At 57.9% G+C, this 971-nt stretch carries 1 protein-coding gene; it reads right to left on the reverse strand.

All coding sequences use genetic code 11. The features are described from left to right. Positions 1–971: DUF637 domain-containing protein (locus tag D8U71_RS25460; RefSeq protein ID WP_177434943.1), on the reverse strand; the 971-nt coding region annotated here is incomplete at both ends.

The raw sequence follows: 971 nt of genomic DNA on the forward strand, positions 1-971 counted from the left end.
CCCATCAGCGCATGCGCGACAACTTTTACTACGCCACCTTCCGGGAACTTGATCGTTTGATCGCCAACGAAATTGAACCCGGTCGCCATCGCGACACTGCCCGCTTCTCCCAGCAACGCGGAACCAAAGTTGTCACCAAAGCTACCGCTACCAATGGTGGTAGAGATGCCACTGGAAATGACCGCGCGACCCGCAGTTCGGATCGCTATGTCGGTAAAATTACTGCTGGTCAGAATACTTGCGGCTTTGCTGCCCCCCGCTGCAAACCAATTGGCATCGGCATAATCAAGCATGCCTGCGGTGAAGCCAGCGATAGCTGCGTTCTTGAGACTGTCGGCGCTGAATGTTTCCTTGAAAGCAGCGCCGAGATTCCCTTTGTTGCTGATCGTGCTTGTCACGCCCGTCGTAGCGAGGGTTGTGGCGAATGCGCCGCCGAAGCCACCGCCGACCAAGCCCAGTCCTGCCGGCCCCATCACAAAAGACATCATGATGGCGATGGCAATTTGCGCCGCTGGCCCGATGCCCGAGTTCTCGTATTTAAACGACTCGTGAATCTCCTTCACGCGCCGCCAATCAACATCTCCCCGAGCCTCCGCATCCTTCAACCACGCCAGTTGCGGATCAGCCTTGACCATCGCATCAATGGTCTGGCTGACGGACTCCTGACTCACATCCTTGATGTCAATCTTCAGCCCATCGACCGCTTTCAGGACGATGTTGCCCTTGGCGATCATCTGCGTCTGGCGCAGGGTTTCGTCGGTGTTGCCGCGACCCTTGGCCGAGACCCATGCGGCGTTGTTGTTGGTTTTGGTATGGCTCTCGTCATGCAGATCCTTCACCCCTTCGAAGGTGATGGCGCCGCCGCTGTCGAGGAGGATGTCCTTGCCGCTGTCGAGTTTGGCCACCTGGTAATGCTGGTCGCCCAGGCTGACCAGAGACAGGTTGCCGCCGCTCTTGATTTCGCTGCCGAC

The sequence above is a fragment of the Pseudomonas sp. Sample_21 genome (assembly GCF_004307525.1).
Taxonomy (GTDB): Bacteria; Pseudomonadota; Gammaproteobacteria; order Pseudomonadales; family Pseudomonadaceae; genus Aquipseudomonas; species Aquipseudomonas atacamensis.